This is a genomic window from Catellatospora sp. NPDC049111, assembly GCF_040648615.1.
In the GTDB taxonomy this organism is placed as follows: Bacteria; Actinomycetota; Actinomycetes; order Mycobacteriales; family Micromonosporaceae; genus Catellatospora; species Catellatospora aurea.
The window spans coordinates 1-14,227 of the sequence record NZ_JBEZEB010000059.1 but is presented as its reverse complement, the minus strand read 5'-3'; the positions used below and the strand labels follow the sequence as shown (position 1 = coordinate 14,227).

Below are 14,227 nucleotides of genomic sequence, written 5' to 3'. Positions count from 1 at the left end.
GAGGGAAGGGCCGCTGCCAGGCCGCCGGGTAGCCGGCTTCGCCATGCTCTTGTCCACCGCGTCGAGCGCTCGAATCAGGGGTGGCTCCGGTCGGTATTAAGTGTTGCTAGGTACCGGTAGCTAGTGCTACTTTATAGCGGTAGCCAGTGGCACTGAGTACCTGGATGGCGGAGAAGGGGCGCTGTGGAAAATCTGACGGAGATGCTGAAGGGCACCCTTGAGGGTTGCGTGCTCGAAATCATCCGGGCCGAGGAGACGTATGGATACGCCATCACTCGCCGGCTCAACGACCTGGGCTTCGCCGACGTCGTCGAAGGCACGGTCTACACCATCCTGCTCCGGCTGGAGAAGAACGGACTCGTCCAGGTGACGAAACGGCCGTCCGAGGTGGGCCCGCCGCGCAAGTTCTACTCGCTCAACGACGCCGGCCACGCCGAACTCGCGTCGTTCTGGGCGAGATGGCAGTACGTCTCATCACGTATCGACAGTCTTAAGGGGGGCGCGAGATGAGCTTCTGGGAAACCATCACCGGCAGCGATCTCACCAGGGAATGGAAGGCGTTCGAGATCCGAGCGCAAGCCTTGCCGGCCGAGTACCGGTCGGCGTGGGACCAGATCAAGAACAACCTCTTCCCCTATGGCGATTTCACGGGCCGCAACCTGATGCCGATCCTCGATTCCGCTCTCGGGTTGCTCGAGGAGGCAGCGGCGGACGGGCAGAGCATCGGTGAGGTGCTCGGCGACGACATCCCGGGCTTCTGCGCGGCGCTGGCCGGGGGAGAGGGTGCCCGCACCTACCGCGATCGGTGGCGCGAGCAGCTGAACAGGAACGTCGCAAGGAAACTGGGCCGGCTAGGAGGCTGACGTGGGAATCCAGGACATCATCGAGGGCAAGAGGCAGTGGCGCGCCCACGTGGCGCGGGTCAAGGCGCTGCCGCCGGACTACCAGATCGTCTACAAGGAGATGCAGAAGTACCTGTTCAAGGTCGGACCGGTCGACCTCGCCGACGGACGGCTGCTGCCCGGGATCGTCGACTTCTTCGAAACCGGCGCCGCCGACGGCAGGGGAGTGCTGGAACTCATCGGTCCCGACGTCGCCGCCTTCTGCGACGACCTGATCAAGGACTCCCGCACCTACGCGGACGCTTATCAGGAGTCCATCGGCGCGAAGCCCGGCACCGACAAGAAGTGACCGTCGGCCGGCGTGTGCCGCCGGTCCGTTCCTAGGCGTCGGCGTCGAGTTCGGCCAGGATGTCCGCGGCATCCTGGTTGCCGGCAGCCGCCAGGCGCCGCAGTTCCTCGAAATCCTCCTGCTCTGCCGCCGACTCGACGAGTTGGTCCAGAGCATCGGCGCTGCCCGCGTCGGCCAGCCGTCGTAGCAGGGCAAGGTCGCCGTTCTCCGCGGCCTGCTCGATCAACTGCGCGATGTCGTCCGGGCTGAGCGCTTCTTCCATGGTGCTGACTCCTCGGCGATGCCAGATCTGAGGCACCTTCGTTACCCCGCCAAGCAACTTACCACGTGTATCCAAGTACCTTGACAGTCACAGTAGTGGGACCTACGTTGTATCTCGGGAGGTGAGGTATGAGCGCGAACAAGGTCACGTCCGACCTGCTGCGGGGCAACACCGACACGATGATCTTGCGGCTGCTGATCGAGGCGGACCGCTACGGATACGAGATCGTCAAGCTGATCGCCGAACGCTCGCAGGGCGAATACGAACTGAAGGAAGCCACGATGTACTCCAGCGTCCGGCGGCTGGAAGCCGACGGCGACATCACGTGGTACTGGGGCGATGAATCCCAGGGCGGCCGCCGCAAGTACTTCAAGATCACCGAAAAGGGCCGCGCGACCTACGCGAACAACAAGACCACGTGGGAGTACGCCAAGCGTGTGCTCGACACGCTGCTGTAAGGGGAAACAGCCATGACCGACAAGATCAACCAGTACCTCGACGGAGTCTTCGCCCCCTACGAGGGCACCAAGAGCGTCACCGAACTGAAGGCCGACCTGCTGGCCGACCTGCAGGAGCGCTACCGCGAGCTGCGCGCCGAAGGCAAGGACGAGGCGACCGCGTTCGAGCTGACCGTCGACAGCATCGGCGACATCGAGGAGACCGTGCAGGAGGTCACCAACCTGTCGCGGACCCTGGAGCGCCAGGTCGTGACCCGGTTCGACGCCAGCTCGCTCGAAGGCAGCGACTTCGCCGGCGTATCGGCGCGGCAGGGCCGGTTCGGGGCCAGCGCGCTGCGCGGCTCGGACTTCTCCAACGCCGACCTGGCCGGCAGCAGGTTCAAGAGCAGCGACCTGAAGGACACCAACTTCGACGGCGCCAACCTGACCGACGCGGTCCTGACCACCGCCGAACTGAAGGGCTCCACGTTCCGCCGGGCGCGACTGGTGCGCACCGACTTCAGCATGTCGGGCCTGTTCGAGGTCAGGTTCGAAGACGCCGCGCTGACCGACGTCGCGTTCCGCCAGACCGATCTCAAGCGCACCGTCTTCGAACGCTGCACCTTCACCGGCGTCGACTTCAGCCAGTCGGACCTGCGCGGGCTCGTCTTCGACGGCGAGACGTTCACCGGCGTGAAGTTCGACCAGGCCGGGCTTGAGGGCATGTCCCTGCGCGGGGCGATCCTGCGCGACTGCTCCTTCCGCGGCGGCTGGAGCAAGAAGTACTACAAGGCCCTGCGCACCGTGAACTTCGACGGCGCCCGTATGGACAAGCTCACCTACGCCGCCCTCAAGGGCATGGGTTTCACCCCCGCCAACGTGATCGTCGAATAAGGAGACACCACCCCCATGAGCACACCACCCCCCGCCATCCACGTCAGTGGACTGCGCAAGTCATACGGAAAACTCGAAGTCCTCAAAGGCGTGGACTTCACCGTCGCGGCCGGGAGCATCTTCGCGCTGCTCGGCTCCAACGGCGCCGGCAAGACCACCGCCGTGCGCATCCTGTCCACGCTGCTCAAGCCGGACGCGGGAACCGCGACCGTGGCGGGCTTCGACGTCGTGGCCCAGCCGCAGCGGGTCCGCGAGTCGATCAGCCTGACCGGCCAGTTCGCCGCGGTCGACCAGATCCTCACCGGCCGCGAGAACCTCACCATGGTCGCGAAGCTGCGCCAGGTGAGGAATCCGGGCCAGGTCGCCGACGACCTGCTGCGACGATTCGACCTCACCGACGCGGGCGGCCGCCGGGTCGCGACCTACTCCGGCGGTATGCGCCGCCGCCTGGACATCGCGATGAGCCTCATCGGCGACCCGAAGGTCATCTTCCTCGACGAGCCCACCACGGGCCTGGACCCCGAGGCCCGCATCGAGGTCTGGAAGGAGATCCAGGGCCTGGCCGACAGCGGCACCACCGTCCTGCTCACCACGCAGTACCTGGAGGAGGCCGAGAAGCTCGCCGACCGGATCGCGATCCTGCACCAGGGCACCATCATCGTCTCCGGCACCCTCGCCGAACTGCGCAAGCTCCTGCCCGCGGCGAAAGCCGAACTCGTCGAACGCCAGCCCACCCTCGAAGAGGTCTTCCTCGCCGTCGTCGGAACCAAGGAGCAGTCATGAGCACGCACGTCCTCAGCAACACCGGTGTCATGCTCGGCCGCTCGATCCGGCACGTCACCCGCAGCATGGACACCATCATCACCGTCACGATCATGCCGATCGCGTTCATGCTGCTGTTCCGGTACGTCTTCGGCGGCGCGATCCAGGCCGGCACCGGCAACTACACCAACTACCTGATGCCCGGCATCCTGCTCATCGCCATCGCCAGTGGCATCTCCTACACCGGATTCCGGCTGTTCAACGACATGCAGAGCGGCATCTTCGAACGATTCCACTCCATGCCGATCGCCCGCTCCGCCGTGCTGTGGGGACACGTGCTGACTTCAGTGGTCTCCAACGCCATCTCCGCGGTCGTCATCATCGCGGTCGGGCTGCTGATGGGATTCCGGACCTCGGCCGGGGTGCTGGCCTGGCTGGCCGTGGCCGGGATCCTGGCACTGTTCACGCTCTCGCTGACCTGGGTCGCGATGATCGCGGGGCTGGCGGCGTCGTCGACCGACGGAGCCACCGCGTTCTCGTACCCGCTGATCTTCCTGCCCTTCCTCAGTTCGGCGTTCGTGCCCACCGCGACGATGCCGGGACCGGTGCGGGCCTTCGCGGAGAACCAGCCGGTCACCTCGATCGTCAACGCGATCCGGGCGCTGTTCGACCAGCAGCCGGTCGGCAACGACATCTGGATCGCGCTCGGCTGGTGCGCCGGCATCCTCGTCGTCGCCTACGCGTTCGCGATGCGTGTCTACCGCCGCAAGATCGCCTGAGGATCCGACCGGGCCGCCCGCCATCGCGCGGGCGGCTGTCCTCCCGGTTGCCAGGGCACACGGCCGGCGTCCGGCAGGGCTAGTCTGCCGACGTGGAAGCCGAGCCGGGAAAGAGTTATCCGTTTCTGGCGGGCAGGCCTCGTCTGGCAGCGGCCTTCGTCGTCCTCATACTGACTGCGGTGGTCGGTGCACACCTGTTCGCCCACCATCTCGAGATGCAGCCACCCCCCAACGACCCGGTGACCCTCGACCAGCTGCGGCTGCGGTTCGCGGACAAGGCATGGGAGCCCGATCTCGCCGCCGCCCATTGGGACTCGCGGCAGCTGTCCTTGACGGTGTTCGTGACCGGCGCAGACCGGCGGGAGGCGCTGGACATGTGCGCCGACATAACCGCGGTGGTAGTCGAGCACACCGGCGGCAGCGGCTGGCTCAGCATCTACACGACGCCACCACGCAAGATGCTGGCCACGAACTCTCTTGCCAGCGAGGACCACTGCTACTGGCGGGGAGGCTGAGAGTCGGCAGCGGCGCCGTCGGCGACCTCTGCCGGGCGCGCCTACACGTCGATGTGGCTGCCCATGATGATGGTGCGGTCGCGGGGCAGGCCGAAGTGGGCGGCGGCGTCGGCGGTGATGTAGGACGTGGCGATGAACAGCCGCTTGCGCCAGTTGGCCATCGTCGGCGCCGGACCACGCCGTAGCTCGATCTTGGACAGGAAGTACGTCGCGTTGTCGAGGTCCAGCGGCCCCTCGGTGGCGGCCGGGTCCAGGGTGCGCAGCGCGGCGGGCACGTCCGGGCTGTCCATGTACCCGAACCGGGCGGTCACGTGGGTGATGCCGTCGTCGGCGTAGCCGAGGTCGTCGACGGTGACGCGCTCGTCGGCGGGCACGTACGGCACGGTGTCGGTCTCCAGGGACATGATGACCACGTGCTCGTGCCGGACGTGGTTGTGTTCGAGGTTGGCGCGCAGCGCCAGCGGCGCGGTCTGCTTGCCCCGGTTGAGGAAGATCGCCGTGCCCGGCACGGTCGCGGTCGTCGCGCGGCTCTCGCGTAGCTGCTCGACGAACTCGGGCAGGGTGCCCTCGGTGCGCTCGCGTTCGGCGGTGACGACCTGACGGCCCTTCTGCCAGGTGGTCATGATGGTGAACGCGGTGAGGCCGATGAGCAGCGGCAGCCACGCGCCGTGCACGAGCTTGGTCAGGTTGGCGGCGACGAACAGCAGGTCGACGCCGAGCAGCAGGGCCGCTCCGGTGCCCAGCAGCCACCAGGGGGTGCCCCACTTGAGCCGGGCGACGTAGAAGAACAGCAGGGTGGTGATGGTGATGGTGCCAGTGACGGCCATGCCGAAGGCGTACGCCAGCGCGGCGGAGGTCTGGAACGCGAACACCAGGGTGAGCACGGAGACCATGAGCAGCCAGTTGATCCACGGTACGTAGATCTGGCCCATGGTCGACTCGGAGGTGTGCGCGATGCGCAGCCGCGGCAGGTAGCCCAGCTGCGCGGCCTGCGAGGCGACCGAGTACGCGCCGGTGATGACGGCCTGTGAGGCGATCACGGTCGCGGCGGTGGCCAGCACGACCAGTGGCAGCCGGGCCCAGCCGGGGGCGAGCAGGAAGAACGGGCTGCTGATGTTGGCGTTGTCTTCCAGGATCAGGGCGCCCTGGCCGAGGTAGCTGAGCACGCAGGCGGGCAGGACCAGGCCCAGCCAGCCGTACGTGATGGCCATGCGGCCGAAGTGGCCCATGTCGGCGTAGAGGGCCTCGGCGCCGGTGACCGACAGGACGATCGCGGCGAGGGCGAAGAACGCGATGCCGAAGTGCTGGGACAGGAAGCTCAGCGCGTACGTGGGGGACAGGGCTTTGAGGATGTCGGGGTGGTGGGTGATGCCGGCGATCCCGAAGACCGCGATGACCAGGAACCAGGCGATCATGATGGGGCCGAAGACGCGGCCGACGGCGGCGGTGCCCCGGCGTTGCACCATGAACAGCGCCACGATGATCACGGCGGTGACCGGGATGATCGCCGGTTCCAGGTCGGGGTTGACGATTTTGAGGCCCTCGATCGCGGACAGCACGGAGATCGCCGGGGTGATCATGCTGTCGCCGAAGAACAGCGCCGCGCCGAAGATGCCCAGCGCCGCGAGCACCGCCGCGACCTTGCCGCCGCGGCCGGAACTCCAGCGGCGCAGCAGCGTGATCAGGGCCATGATGCCGCCCTCGCCCTGGTTGTCCACGCGCATGGCCAGCAGGATGTAGGTGACCGTCACGATGATCATCACGGACCAGAAGATCAGCGAGACGACGCCGAAAACGTTGTCGATGCTGACCGGCACCGGGTGCGGGTCGGCCGGGTTGAACACCGTCTGCATGGTGTAGATCGGGCTGGTGCCGATGTCGCCGAACACCACGCCCAGCGCGCCGACGATGACGGCGAGCCGCACCACGTCCCGCGCGCCGGCAGTGTGCCCCGGCTCCTGCTGACGGCTGGTCAAGGAAGGTCTCCTGCGCGTCGGTTCCACATGATTCGGTGTCGTGCGGGGACGATACCGGCCTGGTGACGGTGCCTTCGCATCGCTGCCGGGCCGGATGCGTCCCCATTACCCCGAGCATGCCCGGATCGTGCCGGGTGGACGCCGGAATCTTGACGAAATCCATACGCCTTCCGGCGCGGGGGCGCGCGCAACCATCAACGTCGCGTCAAGAATGCGGCCGCCGCCGTAGCGATACCGTCAAAGCCGCTTCCCGGAAACTCGTGCGCAGGCCACCGTGATCCGGAAATGATCGAGGGAAGAACGGGTACCGGTGGGATGATCATTCTGGCGGCTCTGGCGCCTGTGGTGGGTACCGTACTGGCGGTGCTGCTGGCCACCCGGTTCCATGCGTTCATCCCCAGCCGCGACCCGGTCGTGCTCGATTGCGCCGCCCGCGACATCGTCACCTCGGCCACCACCGCCGAGCGCACACTGCGTGTCATCGCCACCGCTCCCACCCCGCACACGCACCAGGCGGCACCTGGAACCGGCCCGAAGGTGACCGGCGGGCAGGCCGTGTTCCTGGAGTTCGCCGGACCGACCGCGCGACGAGGTGTCATCGAGGTGCGGGGCCGTGACGAGCACGGCTTCGCCGTGCTCGCTGTGCGGGGCGGCGCACCCGGCAAGACGATCGCGGCCGTGCTGTTGCACCTGCGCGACGTCCACGCCGTCGCGCCGCGCGCGGACTTCGCCTGGCCCACCGAGGGGCACCGCCGCAGCCTGACCAGGTTCCTGCTGCTGGGCTCCGGGCACCTGGCCGCCGTCACCGTGGCCGTGCTGCGCAACGCCGAACCCGACCCGGCCCACCGACCTCGCATCCACGTCGGTCCCTGAGCCCGCGTCCGCCGGGCCGCCGCCGCGGCCGGCTGACAGGCGCGGCTGGGTTGTTCGACCGTCGCCGCAGCGTCGTGCCGTCAAGACCGCGTCGTGATTGACCTCGCCGCCGTCAGGATCACGTCAAAGCCCCTTCCAGGTCGCTGATCGGCGCAGCAGCGTGCAAGACATGGACCCTCGCTATACCAGACGGCACTATCTCGACCAGGCCATGTCGGCGGACGCGAGCCCGGCCGACCGAGCCGCGGCCCGAATGGTGCTGATCATCCAACTCGCCGTCCTCGTCGCGGTCATCACGCTGGTCGCGGTGTTCGGATGAGAACCGACACGACCCGGCGTACGGATACGGTCGACGGGACCGTCCGCCCGCGGCGGCATCCGTCCACGCCGCCGGCGGCAGCCACGCCGCGCCCGGCTCGGTCCGACGACCGGGCCCGGCCGCGGACGCCGTTCGGCGTCAGCGTCGGCATCGGCGCGGCTGCGATGACCGCCGCGACGATCCTGGCCGCCACCCTCACCGCGAACGAGACCGAACAGCTGCTCATCGTCGCGCTGGCCGTCGGCGGCTACGCCGCGACCGTCGCCGACACACGTGCGAGCCTGGTCACCGCACTGCTCGGCTTCGGCCTGTTCAACGGATTCATCGTCAACCGGTACGGGGAGCTGTCCTTCGACGGCACCGCCACCTGGTGGAACCTGTCGGTGTTCGCCGTGGCGCTCGGCCTGGGGCTGGGGCAGCGCTGGCTGCGCCACGTCCGCGACAACGCCGCCGCTGAACCGGAGGTGACGGGTTTGGCCGGGCGGCGGCCTGCCCCGCGCCCGGTCGCGGAGCAGAACCCGGGCGTATGAGCGTCCAGCAGCCCGCCTGGCGCGGCACGGCGAGCGCGGCCCGTTCCGCGGGCCTGGCGCTGGCGGCGGTGGCGGGGCTGGCCTTGGCCGCGGTCGTCCTGGTCGACGCCATCATGCCTCGCGTGGGTGTGCCCGCCCGCGCCTACGTGATCACCGCCGCTGTGCTGGCCCTGTACCTGGCAGCCAAGTTCGCCGTCGCGGCGTTGACCAGGTGGCGGGTCGTGGTCCACATCGACGAGCACGAGATGCGGGTGCGCAGCTGGCCGGTGCCGATGCACACCACGATCGTGGCCGTCGACGCGATTCACGAGGTCCGGACCGTCGATGCCGGTCCGGCGCGGGCCGGTGCGTCGTGGTGGCTGACGGTGCCGCCGGACGGCCGCCATGTGCTGCGCCCCGGCCCGGCGCTGCAGCTGGTGCTCAGTTCCGCCCGGACCGTCACGGTGAGCCTGGACCACCCCGAGCGGGCCTTGGCCGCGCTCGGCGAACCGATCCGGCCCCGGCCGCTGTGAGCGCGGATACGCCGCCGTCAAACGCGCGTAAAGAAAGCGCCTGCGGCCGTATGGATGGCGTCAAGAACCCTCACCAGCGGATTTTCGTGCAGTTTGATTGGCCCGTTCCGCCATCCCGGCACCCGCCGAAGCGGACACAATATGAGCAAAACTCCGAAACTAGCTCAAAAGGAGGCACACGGTGGCCGATCTGGCTTACGTGCTGCTGACGGTGGGTCTGTTCGCAGTGCTCGCTCTCGTCGTACGGGGAGTGGAGCGACTGTGACAGCCAATCTGGTCGGCCTGGTGATCGCCTGCGTGCTGGCGGTCTTCCTGGTCTTCGCGCTGCTGTTCCCTGAGAAGTTCTGACTCCCGGAAAGAGCTGTCTGACATGACAACGGCAACCGCGGGAGTGCTGTTCATCCTCTCGCTCATCGTCGCGCTGGCGGTCGCGTACCGCTACCTCGGCGACTACATGTTCCGCGTGGTCGCCGCGGAACGGCACGGCCGCGTCGAGCGCGGCATCTACAAGGTCCTCGGCGTGGACCCCCACGCCGAGCAGTCCTGGGGCGTGTACGCCCGCAGCGTCCTGGCGTTCTCGCTGATCTCGATCCTGTTCCTGTACGCGTTCCTGCGCCTGCAGGACGTGATCTTCAAGGTCCCGGACTTCGCGGCCACCATCGACGAGCGGATGTTCCCGCACCTGGCGTGGAACACCGCGGTCAGTTTCGTGACCAACACCAACTGGCAGGCGTACTCCGGTGAGTCGACGATGACCCACCTGGTGCAGATGGCCGGCCTGGCGGTGCAGAACTTCGTCTCCGCGGCCGTCGGCATCGCGGTGGCGGTGGCGCTGGTGCGCGGGTTCGCGCGGCGCAAGTCCGATCGGCTGGGCAACTTCTGGGTCGACCTGACCCGGATCACGCTGCGCATCCTGCTGCCGATCGCGGTCGTCGGCGCGGTGCTGCTGATCATCGGCGGCGTGGTGCAGAGCCTCGGCGACGGCACGATGGCCACCACGCTGACCGGCGCGGAGCAGCACCTGACCGGCGGGCCCGTGGCCAGCCAGGAGGTCATCAAGGAGCTGGGCACCAACGGCGGCGGCTTCTACAACGTCAACTCGGCGCACCCGTTCGAGAACCCGACGACGTGGACGAACTGGCTGGAGATCTTCCTGCTGCTGTGCATCCCGTTCGCGCTGCCGCGGGTGTTCGGCCGCATGGTCGGCGACAACCGGCAGGGCTACGCGATCCTGGCCGTCATGGCGGTCATCGCGGTCGCGAGCGTCGCCCTGACCAACGTCTTCGAGCTGAACGGCGCGGGCACGGTGCCGCAGGCGGTCGGCGCGGCGATGGAGGGCAAGGACGTCCGGTTCGGCCTGTCGGACTCGGCGACGTTCGCCGCGGCGACGACCCTGACGTCGACGGGTGCGGTGAACTCGTTCCACGACTCGTACACCGCGCTGGGCGGCATGATGCCGATCGTCAACATGATGCTCGGCGAGGTCGCGCCCGGCGGCGTCGGCTCGGGCCTGTACGGCATGCTGATCCTCGCCGTGATCACGGTGTTCGTCGCGGGCCTGATGGTCGGCCGCACGCCCGAGTACGTGGGCAAGAAGATCGGCGCCCGCGAGATCAAGTTCGCGTCGCTGTACTTCCTGATCACACCCACGCTGGTGCTGATCGGCGTGGCCGCGGCGATGGCGACCGGCAACTGGCAGACCCAGCTCAACGTGGGCCCGCACGGCTTCTCCGAGGTCGTGTACGCGTTCACCTCGGCGGCCAACAACAACGGCTCCGCGTTCGCCGGCATCACTGTCAACACCCCCTGGTGGGACACCGCCACCGGGCTGGCCATGCTGCTCGGCCGGTTCCTGCCGATCATCTTCGTGCTCGGCCTGGCCGGCTCACTGGCCAAGCAGAGCCCCGTGCCCGCCTCGGCCGGGACGCTGCCGACCCACAAGCCGCTGTTCATCGGCATGGTCGTCGGCGTCGTGGTGATCCTGGTGGCCCTCACCTTCCTGCCCGCGCTCGCGCTCGGCCCGCTGGCCGAGGGCCTGTGAGCGGCCGCGAGAAGACAAGACAAGGAAAAGAAATGACTGTCACATCGGTGGCGACCCCGAACCCGCGGCAGCAGTCGCGCAAGGTCGGCGGCGGGCTGCTGGACCCCAGGCAGCTGTGGAAGTCGCTGCCCGACGCGCTGCGCAAGCTGAACCCGGCGACGCTGTGGCGAAACCCGGTCATGCTGATCGTCGAGGTCGGCGCGGTGTTCACCACCCTACTGGCGATCACGAAGCCGTCGGGGTTCTCCTGGGCGATCACGATCTGGCTCTGGCTCACGGTCGTCTTCGCCAACCTGGCCGAAGCGGTCGCCGAAGGCCGGGGCAAGGCCCAGGCGGCGACGCTGCGCAACGCCAAGAAGGACACCATGGCCCGCCGCCTGATCGGCTGGTCGGAGGGTGCGGCGGCGACGCAGTACCGCGAGGAGTCGGTGGCGGCGTCGGCGCTGGCCCAGGGCGACGTCGTGGTCGTCGAGGCCGGCCAGGTGATCCCCGGTGACGGCGACGTCGTCGAGGGCATCGCCAGCGTCGACGAGTCGGCGATCACCGGCGAGTCCGCTCCGGTCATCCGCGAGTCCGGCGGGGACCGCAGTGCGGTCACCGGCGGCACCAAGGTGCTGTCCGACCGGATCGTCGTGCGCATCACCCAGAAGCCGGGGGAGAGCTTCATCGACCGAATGATCGCCCTGGTCGAGGGCGCGAACCGGCAGAAGACCCCGAACGAGATCGCGCTCAACATCCTGCTGGCGGCGTTGACGATCATCTTCCTGCTGGCGGTGGTCACCCTGCAGCCGATGGCGATCTACGCCAAGGCCTGGCAGGGCGCCGCCCCGGACACGGCCTCGTTCGGCCCGGACGGCATCAGCGGCATCGTGCTCGTCTCGCTGCTGGTCTGCCTCATCCCGACGACCATCGGGGCGCTGCTGTCCGCGATCGGCATCGCCGGCATGGACCGCCTGGTGCAGCGCAATGTGCTGGCCATGAGCGGCCGGGCCGTGGAGGCGGCCGGCGACGTCAGCACGCTGCTGCTGGACAAGACCGGCACGATCACCCTGGGCAACCGCCAGGCGTGGCAGTTCCTGCCCGCCGCGGGGGTGTCCGAGCAGGCGCTGGCCGACGCGGCGCAGCTGTCGAGCCTGGCCGACGAGACGCCGGAGGGCCGTTCGATCGTGGTGCTGGCCAAGGAGCAGTACGGTCTGCGGGCCCGGGAAGAGGGCCTGATGCCGCACGCCACGTTCATCCCGTTCACCGCGCAGACCCGCATGTCCGGTGTCGACCTGGCCGAGGACGGGCAGACCCGGCAGGTGCGCAAGGGCGCGTCGTCGGCGGTGATGAAGTGGGTACGCGACAACGGCGGCCACCCCTCCGACGACGTCGGCCCGGCCGTGGACGCCATCTCCGGCCAGGGCGGCACGCCGCTGGTGGTCGCCGAACTGGTCGCCGGGCAGCCTGCCCGCGCGCTGGGCGTGATCCACCTCAAGGACGTCGTCAAGTCCGGGATGCGCGAGCGCTTCGACGAGATGCGCCGGATGGGCATCCGCACCGTGATGATCACGGGTGACAACCCGCTGACCGCCAAGGCCATCGCCGACGAGGCCGGGGTGGACGACTTCCTGGCCGAGGCGACGCCGGAGGACAAGCTCGCCCTGATCCGCAAGGAGCAGGAGGGCGGCCGCCTGGTCGCGATGACCGGCGACGGCACCAACGACGCCCCGGCGCTGGCCCAGGCCGACGTCGGCGTGGCGATGAACACCGGCACGTCGGCCGCCAAGGAGGCCGGCAACATGGTCGACCTCGACAGCGACCCGACCAAGCTGATCGAGATCGTCGAGATCGGCAAGCAGTTGCTGATCACCCGGGGTGCGCTGACGACGTTCTCGATCGCCAACGACATCGCGAAGTACTTCGCGATCATCCCGGCGATGTTCGCGGTGGTGTACCCGAGCCTGGACGCGCTCAACATCATGCGGCTGTCCAGTCCCGAGTCCGCCATCCTGTCCGCGGTCATCTTCAACGCGCTGATCATCATCGCGCTGATCCCGCTGTCGCTGCGCGGCGTGCGCTACACGCCGTCCAGCGCGAGCAAGCTGCTGACCCGCAACCTGTGGGTCTACGGCCTCGGCGGCATCGTCGCACCCTTCATCGGAATCAAGATCATCGATATGATTATCTCGCTCATCCCAGGGATCGGCTGACATGCGTATACCCGGTTGGATCTCCCAGCACCTGGCCGCACTGCGGGCCGTGCTGCTGTTCACCGTCGTGCTCGGGCTGGCCTACCCGCTGGTCGTCACCGGCGTCGCCCAGCTCCCCGGCCTGCGCGAGCGGGCGAACGGCTCCGTGGTCGAGGCGAACGGCAAGCCGGTCGGCAGCTCGCTGATCGGCCAGTCGTTCACCGACGCGGACGGCAACCCGGTGGCCAAGTACTTCCAGAGCCGCCCGTCGGCGTCCGGATACGACCCCGACGCCACCGCCGCGTCCAACCTCGGCCCGGAGAGCATCGAGGACACCCTCGGCGACCCGGCCCTCGACCCGAACTCCGAAGACGGCGACGGCAGCAAGCAGGCCCTGCTCACCCAGGTCTGCGCCCGCAGCAAGGCCGTCGGCGAGCTGGAAGGCGTCAGCGGCGCCCGGCCCTACTGCACGTCCGACGGCGTCGGCGCGGTCCTGCGCGTCTTCTACACCGGCGGCCTGTCCGGCAAGGTCACCCGCGCCGTCAGCGTCAACCAGGCCTGCCCGGCCACCCCGTTCCTGCCCGTCTACGAGGGCGTGAGCGTGGAGTGCGCCAAGTTCGGCGAGGACTACAGCAAGGGCGTGCTCGTCCCGGTGCGGGGCGACGCGCCGCAGACCTCGCCGGTCCCGGCCGACGCGGTCACCGCCAGTGGCAGCAGCCTCGACCCGCACATCAGCGTCGAGTACGCCAAGCTGCAGGCCAAGCGCGTCGCCGCCGCCCGCGGCCTGCCCGTCGAGAAGGTCGACGCCCTGATCGACGAGCACACCACCGGACGGGTCCTCGGGTTCATCGGCGAACCCGGCGTCAACGTTCTGGAACTCAACCTGGCCCTGGACCGCGGGTGCCACGCAAGTGCGCGGCCCGCGCCGACCGCTTGGAGGGGAATCGGGGAACATGGCCGACACG

At 68.5% G+C, this 14,227-nt stretch carries 18 protein-coding genes; 16 read left to right on the top strand and 2 right to left on the bottom strand.

Annotated features, from left to right (window positions below; translation table 11 throughout):
• The first annotated feature begins 183 nt into the window (after positions 1–183).
• The 3 genes from AB0B66_RS40740 to AB0B66_RS40730 are packed head-to-tail and all read left to right on the top strand — an operon-like array spanning position 184 to position 1,191.
• Positions 184–510, top strand: coding sequence for a PadR family transcriptional regulator (locus tag AB0B66_RS40740; RefSeq protein ID WP_360540469.1), 327 nt, complete (start codon positions 184–186; stop codon positions 508–510).
• Complete coding sequence (locus AB0B66_RS40735) at positions 507–863, top strand: DUF1048 domain-containing protein (protein WP_360540467.1); 357 nt, start codon at positions 507–509, stop codon at positions 861–863. The genes AB0B66_RS40740 and AB0B66_RS40735 overlap by 4 nt, the downstream gene beginning before the upstream one ends.
• 1 nt (position 864) lies before the next feature.
• Positions 865–1,191: a DUF1048 domain-containing protein gene (locus tag AB0B66_RS40730; protein WP_360540465.1), complete on the top strand. Its 327-nt coding sequence runs from the start codon at positions 865–867 to the stop codon at positions 1,189–1,191.
• Positions 1,192–1,222: 31 nt separating this feature from the next.
• Here AB0B66_RS40730 and AB0B66_RS40725 read toward each other — a convergent pair whose 3' ends face one another.
• Positions 1,223–1,453, bottom strand: a complete 231-nt coding sequence (locus AB0B66_RS40725; RefSeq protein ID WP_360540463.1) for a hypothetical protein — start codon at positions 1,451–1,453, stop codon at positions 1,223–1,225.
• A gap of 128 nt (positions 1,454–1,581) precedes the next feature.
• On the opposite strand from AB0B66_RS40725, the gene AB0B66_RS40720 reads away from it, so the two are divergent.
• The 5 genes from AB0B66_RS40720 (at position 1,582) to AB0B66_RS40700 (ending at position 4,840) form a co-directional block, all read left to right on the top strand.
• Entirely contained in the window at positions 1,582–1,911 is a 330-nt protein-coding gene (locus AB0B66_RS40720) for a PadR family transcriptional regulator (RefSeq protein WP_360540461.1), read from the top strand.
• A 12-nt stretch (positions 1,912–1,923) separates the two neighbouring features.
• Entirely contained in the window at positions 1,924–2,784 is an 861-nt protein-coding gene (locus AB0B66_RS40715) for a pentapeptide repeat-containing protein (protein WP_360540459.1), read from the top strand.
• A gap of 15 nt (positions 2,785–2,799) precedes the next feature.
• Positions 2,800–3,567 carry an ATP-binding cassette domain-containing protein gene (locus tag AB0B66_RS40710; RefSeq protein WP_360540457.1) on the top strand — a complete coding sequence of 256 codons (768 nt, stop codon included), beginning with the start codon at positions 2,800–2,802 and terminating at the stop codon, positions 3,565–3,567.
• Positions 3,564–4,325, top strand: coding sequence for an ABC transporter permease (locus AB0B66_RS40705; protein WP_360540455.1), 762 nt, complete (start codon positions 3,564–3,566; stop codon positions 4,323–4,325). The genes AB0B66_RS40710 and AB0B66_RS40705 overlap by 4 nt, the downstream gene beginning before the upstream one ends.
• Before the next feature lie 215 nt (positions 4,326–4,540).
• Complete coding sequence (locus tag AB0B66_RS40700) at positions 4,541–4,840, top strand: hypothetical protein (RefSeq protein WP_360540453.1); 300 nt, start codon at positions 4,541–4,543, stop codon at positions 4,838–4,840.
• 41 nt (positions 4,841–4,881) lie between these two features.
• On the opposite strand, the gene AB0B66_RS40695 is transcribed toward AB0B66_RS40700, so the two are convergent.
• Complete coding sequence (locus tag AB0B66_RS40695) at positions 4,882–6,816, bottom strand: potassium transporter Kup (RefSeq protein ID WP_360540451.1); 1,935 nt, start codon at positions 6,814–6,816, stop codon at positions 4,882–4,884.
• 345 nt (positions 6,817–7,161) lie between these two features.
• Here AB0B66_RS40695 and AB0B66_RS40690 point away from each other — a divergent pair, with 345 nt between their 5' ends.
• The 8 genes from AB0B66_RS40690 to AB0B66_RS40655 form a co-directional block, all read left to right on the top strand.
• Complete coding sequence (locus tag AB0B66_RS40690; protein ID WP_360540449.1) at positions 7,162–7,689, top strand: hypothetical protein; 528 nt, start codon at positions 7,162–7,164, stop codon at positions 7,687–7,689.
• 169 nt (positions 7,690–7,858) lie between these two features.
• The gene (locus tag AB0B66_RS40685) at positions 7,859–8,008 is read left to right on the top strand and encodes a hypothetical protein (protein WP_360540447.1); all 150 of its coding nucleotides are present in this window, start codon (positions 7,859–7,861) and stop codon (positions 8,006–8,008) included.
• Positions 8,005–8,538, top strand: a complete 534-nt coding sequence (locus tag AB0B66_RS40680; protein ID WP_360540445.1) for a DUF4118 domain-containing protein — start codon at positions 8,005–8,007, stop codon at positions 8,536–8,538. Before AB0B66_RS40685 ends, AB0B66_RS40680 begins: the two co-directional genes overlap by 4 nt.
• Positions 8,535–9,050, top strand: a complete 516-nt coding sequence (locus AB0B66_RS40675; RefSeq protein ID WP_360540443.1) for a hypothetical protein — start codon at positions 8,535–8,537, stop codon at positions 9,048–9,050. Before AB0B66_RS40680 ends, AB0B66_RS40675 begins: the two co-directional genes overlap by 4 nt.
• Positions 9,051–9,104: 54 nt before the next feature.
• Positions 9,105–9,398 (top strand): potassium-transporting ATPase subunit F, encoded by a 294-nt coding sequence (locus AB0B66_RS40670; RefSeq protein WP_360540441.1) that lies wholly within the window; start codon positions 9,105–9,107, stop codon positions 9,396–9,398.
• A gap of 22 nt (positions 9,399–9,420) precedes the next feature.
• Complete coding sequence (kdpA, locus tag AB0B66_RS40665; protein ID WP_360540439.1) at positions 9,421–11,091, top strand: potassium-transporting ATPase subunit KdpA; 1,671 nt, start codon at positions 9,421–9,423, stop codon at positions 11,089–11,091.
• A gap of 32 nt (positions 11,092–11,123) precedes the next feature.
• Entirely contained in the window at positions 11,124–13,283 is a 2,160-nt protein-coding gene (kdpB, locus tag AB0B66_RS40660; RefSeq protein WP_360540437.1) for a potassium-transporting ATPase subunit KdpB, read from the top strand.
• Between the two features lies 1 nt (position 13,284).
• The coding region (locus AB0B66_RS40655) for a potassium-transporting ATPase subunit C (protein WP_360540435.1) at positions 13,285–14,227 on the top strand (943 nt) is incomplete at its 3' end.

Coding starts and splice junctions, on each gene's coding strand:
- AB0B66_RS40735 (WP_360540467.1), top strand. CDS start 507: ATGAGCTTCTGGGAAACCATCACCGGCAGCGATCTCACCAGGGAATGG.
- AB0B66_RS40725 (WP_360540463.1), bottom strand. CDS start 1,453: ATGGAAGAAGCGCTCAGCCCGGACGACATCGCGCAGTTGATCGAGCAG.
- AB0B66_RS40720 (WP_360540461.1), top strand. CDS start 1,582: ATGAGCGCGAACAAGGTCACGTCCGACCTGCTGCGGGGCAACACCGAC.
- AB0B66_RS40715 (WP_360540459.1), top strand. CDS start 1,924: ATGACCGACAAGATCAACCAGTACCTCGACGGAGTCTTCGCCCCCTAC.
- AB0B66_RS40710 (WP_360540457.1), top strand. CDS start 2,800: ATGAGCACACCACCCCCCGCCATCCACGTCAGTGGACTGCGCAAGTCA.
- AB0B66_RS40705 (WP_360540455.1), top strand. CDS start 3,564: ATGAGCACGCACGTCCTCAGCAACACCGGTGTCATGCTCGGCCGCTCG.
- AB0B66_RS40700 (WP_360540453.1), top strand. CDS start 4,541: ATGCAGCCACCCCCCAACGACCCGGTGACCCTCGACCAGCTGCGGCTG.
- AB0B66_RS40685 (WP_360540447.1), top strand. CDS start 7,859: ATGGACCCTCGCTATACCAGACGGCACTATCTCGACCAGGCCATGTCG.
- AB0B66_RS40680 (WP_360540445.1), top strand. CDS start 8,005: ATGAGAACCGACACGACCCGGCGTACGGATACGGTCGACGGGACCGTC.
- AB0B66_RS40675 (WP_360540443.1), top strand. CDS start 8,535: ATGAGCGTCCAGCAGCCCGCCTGGCGCGGCACGGCGAGCGCGGCCCGT.
- AB0B66_RS40670 (WP_360540441.1), top strand. CDS start 9,105: ATGGCGTCAAGAACCCTCACCAGCGGATTTTCGTGCAGTTTGATTGGC.
- kdpA (WP_360540439.1), top strand. CDS start 9,421: ATGACAACGGCAACCGCGGGAGTGCTGTTCATCCTCTCGCTCATCGTC.
- kdpB (WP_360540437.1), top strand. CDS start 11,124: ATGACTGTCACATCGGTGGCGACCCCGAACCCGCGGCAGCAGTCGCGC.